8 protein-coding genes are annotated in these 8,183 nt (G+C 68.5%); 1 reads left to right on the top strand and 7 read right to left on the bottom strand.

Going from position 1 to position 8,183, the window contains the following annotated elements; genetic code table 11:
- Positions 1-941 (top strand): sulfur carrier protein ThiS (thiS, locus tag ACFDTH_RS06175; RefSeq protein WP_375286641.1); only part of this gene is annotated, 941 nt, incomplete at its 5' end.
- Positions 942-1,055: 114 nt separating this feature from the next.
- Here thiS and phoB read toward each other — a convergent pair.
- Genes phoB through ACFDTH_RS06140 form a run of 7 tightly spaced genes read right to left on the bottom strand, consistent with a single transcriptional unit; the run spans position 1,056 to position 8,169 of the window.
- Positions 1,056-1,748 (bottom strand): phosphate regulon transcriptional regulator PhoB, encoded by a 693-nt coding sequence (phoB, locus tag ACFDTH_RS06170; protein WP_375286640.1) that lies wholly within the window; start codon positions 1,746-1,748, stop codon positions 1,056-1,058.
- Positions 1,748-2,434, bottom strand: a complete 687-nt coding sequence (gene phoU, locus ACFDTH_RS06165; RefSeq protein ID WP_375286639.1) for a phosphate signaling complex protein PhoU — start codon at positions 2,432-2,434, stop codon at positions 1,748-1,750. Before phoU ends, phoB begins: the two co-directional genes overlap by 1 nt.
- A gap of 11 nt (positions 2,435-2,445) precedes the next feature.
- Complete coding sequence (gene pstB / locus ACFDTH_RS06160; protein WP_375286638.1) at positions 2,446-3,204, bottom strand: phosphate ABC transporter ATP-binding protein PstB; 759 nt, start codon at positions 3,202-3,204, stop codon at positions 2,446-2,448.
- Positions 3,201-4,496, bottom strand: coding sequence for a phosphate ABC transporter permease PstA (gene pstA / locus ACFDTH_RS06155; protein ID WP_375286637.1), 1,296 nt, complete (start codon positions 4,494-4,496; stop codon positions 3,201-3,203). Before pstA ends, pstB begins: the two co-directional genes overlap by 4 nt.
- On the bottom strand, positions 4,489-5,865 hold the full coding sequence (gene pstC, locus ACFDTH_RS06150; protein WP_375286636.1) for a phosphate ABC transporter permease subunit PstC: 1,377 nt from the start codon (positions 5,863-5,865) through the stop codon (positions 4,489-4,491). The genes pstA and pstC overlap by 8 nt, the downstream gene beginning before the upstream one ends.
- A complete protein-coding gene (locus ACFDTH_RS06145) occupies positions 5,865-6,911 on the bottom strand; it encodes a substrate-binding domain-containing protein (protein ID WP_375286635.1) in 1,047 nt (348 codons plus the stop codon). The genes pstC and ACFDTH_RS06145 overlap by 1 nt, the downstream gene beginning before the upstream one ends.
- A gap of 49 nt (positions 6,912-6,960) precedes the next feature.
- Positions 6,961-8,169 carry an ATP-binding protein gene (locus ACFDTH_RS06140; RefSeq protein ID WP_375286634.1) on the bottom strand — a complete coding sequence of 403 codons (1,209 nt, stop codon included), beginning with the start codon at positions 8,167-8,169 and terminating at the stop codon, positions 6,961-6,963.
- Positions 8,170-8,183: the final 14 nt, after the last annotated feature.

Below are 8,183 nucleotides of genomic sequence, written 5' to 3'. Positions count from 1 at the left end.
GGCTGGTGCCCGAGAAGGTGGCGGTGGAGCGCAACCTGGAGGTGGTGCCGCGCTCCACGCTCGCCGACGTGCGGGTGGAGGATGGCGACGACTACGAGATCGTCCACTTTGTCGGCGGCGGCGATCATCCGATCGCGGGGGTCGGCGGCGGCGATCATGCCGCGGCTGTGGACACCGACAGCTGGACGGTGGCGGGCCGCACCTTCCGCTCGCGGCTGATCGTCGGCACGGGCAAGTACAAAGACTTCGCCCAGAACGCGGCGGCGCTGGAAGCGTCGGGCGCCGAGATCGTGACCGTGGCGGTGCGCCGGGTCAACGTGTCCGACCCGAAGGCGCCGATGCTGACCGACTATATCGATCCCAAGCGCTTCACCTATCTGCCCAACACCGCGGGCTGCTTCACCGCCGACGACGCCGTGCGCACGTTGCGGCTGGCGCGCGAGGCGGGCGGCTGGGACCTCGTCAAGCTGGAGGTGCTGGGCGAGGCGCGCACGCTCTATCCCGACATGCGCGAGACGCTGAAGGCGACCGAGACCCTGGTAGCCGAGGGCTTCAAGCCGATGGTCTATTGCGTCGACGATCCGATCGCGGCGAAGCAGCTGGAAGAGGCGGGCGCGGTGGCGATCATGCCGCTGGGCGCACCGATCGGATCGGGGCTGGGCATCCAGAACCGGGTGACGATCCGGCTGATCGTGGAGGGCGCCAAGGTGCCGGTGCTGGTGGACGCGGGCGTCGGCTGCGCCAGCGACGCGGCGGTGGCGATGGAACTGGGCTGCGACGGCGTGCTGATGAACACCGCGATCGCCGAGGCCAAGGACCCGGTGTTAATGGCGAGCGCGATGCGCGCCGCGGTGGAGGCGGGCCGGCTGAGCTATCGCGCCGGGCGCATGGGGCTGCGGCGCTATGCCGATCCGTCGAGTCCGCTGGCGGGGCTAATCTAGCAGTAGAACCGTCCCCAGGTTGAGCTATCTCCGTTCGGCCTGAGCGAAGTCGAAGGCTAAGCCTTGCGCGCAGCCAAGTGCTTCGACTTCGCTCAGCACAAACGGGCATGGGGTTCAGAGCCCTGAATCGAGCGCGTACCCTGCCGAGCGGACGGTGCGAATGATATCCTGGCGGCCGCCTTCGTTGATCGCCTTGCGCAGGCGGCGGATGTGGACGTCCACGGTGCGCGCCTCGATGTCGCTGTCGTGGCCCCAGACGCTGTCGAGCAGCCGCTCGCGCGAGAAGACATGGCCGGGATGCTCCAGGAAGTGCTTGAGCAGGCGGAACTCGGTCGGCCCGAGCGGGACGATCGCGCCGCCGCGGCGGACCTTGTGGCCGACCGTGTCCATCTCGAGGTCGGCGTAGCTCAGCACCTCGCCGGCGAGCCCAGGACGCACACGGCGCAGCACCGCACCGACGCGCGCGACCAGCTCGCGCGGGGAGAAGGGCTTGGTGACGTAATCGTCCGCGCCCGTCTCCAGCCCGCGGACGCGATCCTCTTCCTCGCCGCGCGCGGTGAGCATGATGATCGGCACGTTCTGCGTCTCGGCGGCGCGGCGCAGCCGGCGGCACACCTCGATCCCCGACAGACCCTCGACCATCCAGTCGAGCAGGACGATGTCGGGCACCTTCTCGCGCGCGAGGAGCAAAGCCTCCTCGCCATCGATGGTGTGCGCGACCTCGAAATCCTCGCGCTTGAAGTGCCAGACCAGCAGTTCGGCGAGGCTGGCATCATCCTCGACCAACAGCATGCGCGCCTTTGCCATCAGCCGTGCGCCTTCTCACGATCCGCCATGCGGGTACCGGTGGCGGCGAAATAGACCATCTCGGCCACGTTGGTGGCATGGTCGCCGATGCGTTCGAGGTTCTTGGCGACGAACAGCAGGTGCGCGACCTGGCTGATCGTCTTCGGATTCTCCACCATATGGGTCACCAAAGTCCGGAAGATGCTGTCGTAGAAATCGTCCAGCGCGTCGTCACGCTCGCAGATGGAAAGCGCTGCGTGGGCGTCGCGGGCGGCAAAGGCATCGAGCACGTCGTGCACCATCTCGGCCGCCATCTTGGCCATGGCGGGCAGGATCGAGATTGGCTCGATCCGGTGCTCGCTCTCGATCTGGGGCACGCGCTTGGCGATGTTCTTGGCATAGTCGCCGATCCGCTCGACCACGCCGGCGATCTTGAGCGCGGCGACCACCTCGCGCAGGTCGTTGGCCATGGGTGCGCGCAACGCGATGGTGCGCACCGCCATCCGCTCCACCTCCGCCTCGATTGCGTCAATCTTGGCATCCGCAGCCTTCACCTCGGCGGCGAGCTCGGCGTCGCCGCGCTGGAGCGCGCGCATCGCCTGCTCGATGGCCTCCTCCGCCATGCCGCCCATCTGGCTGATGAGGCCGCGCAGGGTGACGATGTCCTGGTCGAACGCCTTGAGCGTGTGGTCCTGCCCTTGAGCCATGGTGCGATCCTTCACCCGTATCGCCCGGTGATATAGTCTTTCGTGCGTTCTTCACGCGGATTGGTGAAGATGTCCGAGGTCGGGCCATGCTCGATCAGCCGGCCGAGATGGAAGAAGGCGGTCTGCTGGCTGACGCGCGCCGCCTGCTGGAGATTGTGGGTGACGATCACGATGGCGTAGCGGCCGCGCAGCTCGTGGATCAGCTCCTCGATCCGCGCAGTGGCGATCGGATCGAGCGCGCTGCACGGCTCGTCCATCAGGATCACCTCTGGGTCGACCGCGATCGCGCGAGCGATGCACAGCCGCTGCTGCTGGCCACCCGACAAGGCGGTACCCGAATCGTTCAGGCGATCCTTGACCTCGTTCCACAAGCCGGCGCGGGTGAGCGAGGCCTCGACGATGCGGTCCATCTCGCTTTTCGAGGAGGCGAGGCCATGGATGCGCGGGCCGTAGGCGACGTTCTCGTAGATCGACTTGGGGAACGGATTGGGCTTCTGGAAGACCATGCCGACGCGGGCGCGCAGCTGGACCACGTCCATGTCCTTCGAATAGATGTCCTCGCCGTCGAGGCGGATGTCGCCCTGCACGCGCGCCGAGGGCACGGTGTCGTTCATTCGGTTTAGGGTGCGGAGGAATGTGGATTTGCCACAGCCCGAGGGGCCGATAAAGGCGGTAACGTCCTCCTGATCGATGTCGATCGAGACACCGTCGATCGCCTGCTTGTCGCCGTAGAAGACATTGACGTCGTGGGCGGTGATCTTGTGTGTCACCAGCGGACCTCGAACCTGTTGCGGAGATAGATGGCGAGCCCGTTCATCGCCAGGAGGACGACGAGGAGCACGATGATCGCGGCGGAGGTCTTCTCCACGAAGCCGCGGTTCACCTCGTCCGACCAGAGGAAGATCTGGACGGGCAAGGCGGTGGCGGGATCGCGCAGCCCCTCCGGCGGAGCGGCGATGAAGGCGCGCATGCCGATCATCAGCAGGGGCGCTGTCTCGCCCAGCGCGCGCGCCATGCCGATGATCGTGCCGGTGAGGATGCCGGGCAGCGCCAGCGGCAGCACGTGATGGAAGACGACCTGGACGGGCGAGGCGCCGATGCCGAGCGCGGCGTCGCGGATCGAGGGCGGCACCGCCTTGATCGCGTTGCGCCCGGCGATGACGATAACCGGCATGGTCATCAGCGCGAGCGTGAGCCCGCCGACGATCGGCGCGGACCGGGGCAGGCCGAAGGTGCCGAGGAACACCGCCAGGCCGAGCAGGCCGAAGATGATCGAGGGCACCGCCGCCAGATTGTTGATCGACACCTCGATCAGGTCGGTCCAGCGGTTCTTGGGGGCATACTCCTCAAGATAGAGCGCCGCGAGCACGCCGATCGGGAAGGCGAGGCCGAGCGTAACCACCATGGTGAGCAGCGAGCCCTTGAGCGCCCCCCAAATGCCGACGCGGGTAGGGTCGGTGGAGTCGGCGGCGGAGAGGAAGGTGCCGTTCCAGCCGCGCGACAGGCGGTCGCCGAGCGTGGCGACGATCTTCTCGGCCGCCGGCGCGCCATCGCCCTTGTAGGCGACGTCGACATCGGCGTTGACCGGCACGGAGATGGAGGCGCGACGGCGGAGCAGCGAGGAATCGTTCTTGAGCGCCTCGCGCACCACCTGCCAGGCGCCGTCCGAAAGCAATTCCGCGCCGCCTGCCTGGGGGAAGGCGGCGGACGCGGCATTGTCCACCGCATCCTCAAGGCCAGCGCCGGCGAGCGCAAGATCGGCGCCGCGGCCGCGCAGCTGGGCGCCATCCACCTTCAGGTTCGCGGCAGCGAAGTCGATCGGCAGCGCGATCTCGGTGCGGGTGAAGCCGCTCGCGCCTTGCGCCAGCATGGTGAACAGCAGGAAGGCGAGGAACCCGGCCGACAGCGCCACCGCGGCGAGACCGAGGAAGCGGAAGCGGCGCTCGGCGCCATAGCGGCGACGGATGCGGCGCTGCATCGCCTCCGTCCGCCAGTCGGTCGGCGTACGGTCGGCGGGTTCGGCGCCGCCGGTGGGCAGCTGCGCGACGAGCGACTTACTCATACGCCTCCCGGTAGCGTTTCACCACGATCAGGGCGACGATGTTGAGCAGCAGAGTGATGACGAACAGCGTCAGCCCCAGCGCGAAGGCGGCGAGCGTCTTGGCCGAGTCGAACTCCGCCTCGCCGGTAAGCAGGTCGACGATCTGGCGGGTGACGGTGGTGGCGCTGGCGAAGGGGTTGAGCGACAGGGTCGCCACGCCCGAGGCGGCCATCACCACGATCATCGTCTCGCCAATCGCGCGGCTGACCGCGAGCAGCACGCCGCCGACGATGCCGGGGAGGGCGGCGGGGACGAGCACCTTCTTGATCGTCTCGGACGAGGTGGCGCCCATCGCCAGGCTGCCGTCGCGCATCGCGGTGGGCACCGCCGCTATCGAGTCGTCGGCCATGGAGGAAACGAAGGGGATGATCATGATCCCCATGACCACGCCCGCCGCAAGTGCGCTCTCGGAGGACGCCCAGGAGACGCCGATCGAGACCGCGAAGCCCCGGATCGCGGGGGCGACGGTGAGTGCGGCGAAATAGCCATAGACTACGGTGGGGACGCCCGCGAGCATCTCCAGCACCGGCTTCATCCAGCGGCGCGTGGTGGGGCGGGCATATTGGGTGAGGTAGATCGCGCTCATCAGCCCGAAGGGGATCGCCACCGCCATCGCGATCACCGCGCCGATGAAGAACGTGCCCCAGAACAAAGGCACCGCGCCCAGGCTAGCGCCGGGATCGCGCGCGTCGATCACCTGGGGCGACCAGTGCAGCCCGAACAGGAAATCGGTGATCGGCACGATCGCGAAGAAGCGCGCGCTCTCGAACAGCAGGGAGGCGACGATGCCGATGGTGGTGAAGATCGCGATCAGCGAGGCGGCGAGCAGTACGCCCATCGTCACCCGCTCCACCTGCGTGCGCGCGGAGAAATCGGGCCGGACGCGCAGGAAGGCGAGCGCGCCGCCAGCGAAGGCGAGCAGCAGCACCAGCGCGGTTGCGATCCAGTCGTAGCGCGCCTGGGCATCGCGATAGGCAGGGGCGAGTTGCTCGGCGAGCGGGTTGAACGCGCCCGACATGCGCCCGGTGGCGAGCGCCCGCGCTTCGGCGAGGATCGCGCCGCGCTCGAACCCGGGCGGGGGCAGGTGTGCTCCGGCGGGCGTGGCGATCACCGCTTCGGTGACCAGCGCAGGCGAGGTGAGCGCCCAGACGAACAGGAACAGCAGCGGCGGCAGCACCGTACACAAAGCGACGAACCAGCCGTAATGGCGTGGCAGCGACGAGAAGCGCCGTGCGGTGCTGGCGCGGAACCGCCGCGCGCGGGTGCGGGCGCTTGCCCAGCCGACCAACGCCAGGCCGACGATCAGGATCACGAGCGCGGTGCCTGACATCAGTGTAGTTCCGCCGGATCGAGCGGGGTGCCGGTGCGGATGATCGCCGCCGAGCGCGCGCGGATCGCCTGGGGCGCGGCGATCAGTCCGCGCTTCACCATCGGACCGTCGGGATTCCAGAGCGTCGCATAGACCTCCAAGAAGCGTTGCAGGCCGGGGATGGCGCGCAGGTGCGCCTTCTTGACGTAGAGGAGCAGGGGGCGGGCACCCGGATAGGCGCCGCTCGCGATCGCGTCATAGGTCGGCTCGATGCCGTTCAGCGGGACGCCCTTCACGGTGCCGGCATTCTCCTCGAGATAGGAATAGCCGAACACGCCCAGCGCATTTGGGTTGGCGGAGAGCTTCTGGACGATGAGGTTGTCGTTCTCGCCCGCATCGATGTAGCCGCCGTCTTCGCGCACGCGCAGGCAGCGCTGCTTGTAGGCGTCCTCGTCGCGCTCCTTAAGCGCCTTGGCCTGCGGATCGGTGGCCTCGCAGCCGGGAGCGAGGATCAGTTCGGCGAGCGCATCGCGGGTGCCGCTGGTGGCGGGCGGGCCATAGACCTGGATCGGCACCGCGGGCAGCGCGGAATTGACGTCGCGCCAGGTGCGCGCGGGGTTCGGCCGACCCAGCGGGGTGGCGGCGAGCGCGCGATAGATGTCCGCCGGGGTCAGCGCCATCGCCGGGCCGCGCATCGCCTCGGCAAAGGCGATGCCGTCGATGCCGACCTGGATTTCCAGGATCGGGCCGACCCGGTTCTTCTGGCAGGTGTCGTACTCGCTGCGCTTCATCCGGCGCGAGGCATTGGCGATATCCGGGTGCGCGGCGCCGACGCCGGCGCAGAACAGCTTCATTCCCGCGCCGGTACCGGTCGACTCGATCACCGGCGGGCGCGCGTCAGGATCGGCGGCGACGAAGCGCTCGGCGGCGATGGTGGTGAAGGGATAGACGGTGGAGGAGCCGACGACAGCGATCTGATCACGGGTGCCGCCCCCGCCGTTCGCCTGATCGCGACAGGCGACGAGCGAAAGCGCGGCCAGCGCGACCATCGCAGCGATGCGTTTCATCGAGTCCCCTTGTGGCGCAGTGCGCCGCCGCCCCCATGTGACGCTCCGGTTACGCCTTGATGACATCGAGCACCGGCAAGGTGACCGTGACGCGGGTTCCCTTGCCCACCACGCTGGCGATGTCCAGCCGTCCGCGGTGCCGTTCGACGATGTGCTTGACGATAGCGAGGCCGAGGCCGGTGCCGCCCAGCGAACGGCTGCGGCCGGGATCGACGCGGTAGAAGCGCTCGGTCAGCCGCGGCAGGTGCTCGGGGGCAATGCCCTCGCCCTGGTCGGTGACGGTGAGCCGAATCGCGCGTGGCCCATCGAGCGCGACGATGATCGATACCGGCGTGCCGGGAGCGCCATATTTCAGGGCGTTACCGACGAGATTGTGGATCATCTGCGAAAGCTGCACGCGATCTCCGGCAACGGGCGGCAGCGGCGCTTCGGCGGCGATCTCGATCGCGCGGTCACGCGCGGCATGGCCGACCGCCAGCTCGTCACGTGCCTGGCACACCAGATCGATCAGGTCGACGGGCGCGGACGGCGAGCGGTACTTCTCCGCCTCGATCCGCGACAGCGACATTAGGTCCTCGACCAGCCGCTGCATGCGGTGTGCCTCATCGAGCACCACGCGCAGGAAGCGCTGGCGCAACGCGGGATCCTCCCCCGCTTCGTCGCTGAGCGTCTCGACATAGCCGAGGATCGAGGCGAGCGGGGTGCGCAGCTCGTGGCTGGCGTTGGCGACGAAATCGACGCGCATCCGCTCGGTCGCGTAATTGCCCGTCTGGTCAACCAGATAGACGACGCGGGTGCCGTCGCCCACCGGGGTCACGTGCATCTGCCAGCGCTGGTCGAGCGTGCCGATGCCGACCAGGTCGACCGGGGTCAGCGTGGCACCGTCCAGATTCGCGGTCAGCCGCTCGGCCGCAGCGGGGTGGCGGATCGCGGTGCGTGCGTCCTCCCCTGCGACATGCTCGCCCAGCAGCGTGCGTGCGGCGCGGTTGGCGATGGCGATACGGCCGTCCTGTACGACAAGGACCGGTGCGACGATCGCGTCGAGAACGGTTTCCACCGGCTGCGGCAATGGTGGCGGAGGGGGAGCATCGACATCCTCGTCCTCCTCTTCCTGCTCGGCGGCGAGCAGCACCGCCACAGCGCCGAACACGAGCGTCGCCGCCGCCCCGACCAGCGAGGATGCGACCGCACCCACGATCGCAGCGGCAATCACGACGATCCCCAGCGCAGGCCAGACGCGGAACGGCAGATCGAACATGCGCAAGCCGTAGT

This window comes from Sphingomonas sp. (assembly GCF_042096255.1).
Taxonomy (GTDB): Bacteria; Pseudomonadota; Alphaproteobacteria; order Sphingomonadales; family Sphingomonadaceae; genus Sphingomonas.
The sequence above is the reverse complement of the archived record's forward strand: the minus strand, read 5'-3'. Positions and strand labels throughout refer to the sequence as shown.

Excerpts from the sequence above, each read along its gene's own strand:
- ACFDTH_RS06145 (WP_375286635.1), bottom strand. The coding sequence starts at position 6,911 with ATGAAACGCATCGCTGCGATGGTCGCGCTGGCCGCGCTTTCGCTCGTC.
- phoB (WP_375286640.1), bottom strand. The coding sequence starts at position 1,748 with ATGGCAAAGGCGCGCATGCTGTTGGTCGAGGATGATGCCAGCCTCGCC.
- phoU (WP_375286639.1), bottom strand. The coding sequence starts at position 2,434 with ATGGCTCAAGGGCAGGACCACACGCTCAAGGCGTTCGACCAGGACATC.
- pstA (WP_375286637.1), bottom strand. The coding sequence starts at position 4,496 with ATGAGTAAGTCGCTCGTCGCGCAGCTGCCCACCGGCGGCGCCGAACCC.
- ACFDTH_RS06140 (WP_375286634.1), bottom strand. The coding sequence starts at position 8,169 with ATGTTCGATCTGCCGTTCCGCGTCTGGCCTGCGCTGGGGATCGTCGTG.
- pstC (WP_375286636.1), bottom strand. The coding sequence starts at position 5,865 with ATGTCAGGCACCGCGCTCGTGATCCTGATCGTCGGCCTGGCGTTGGTC.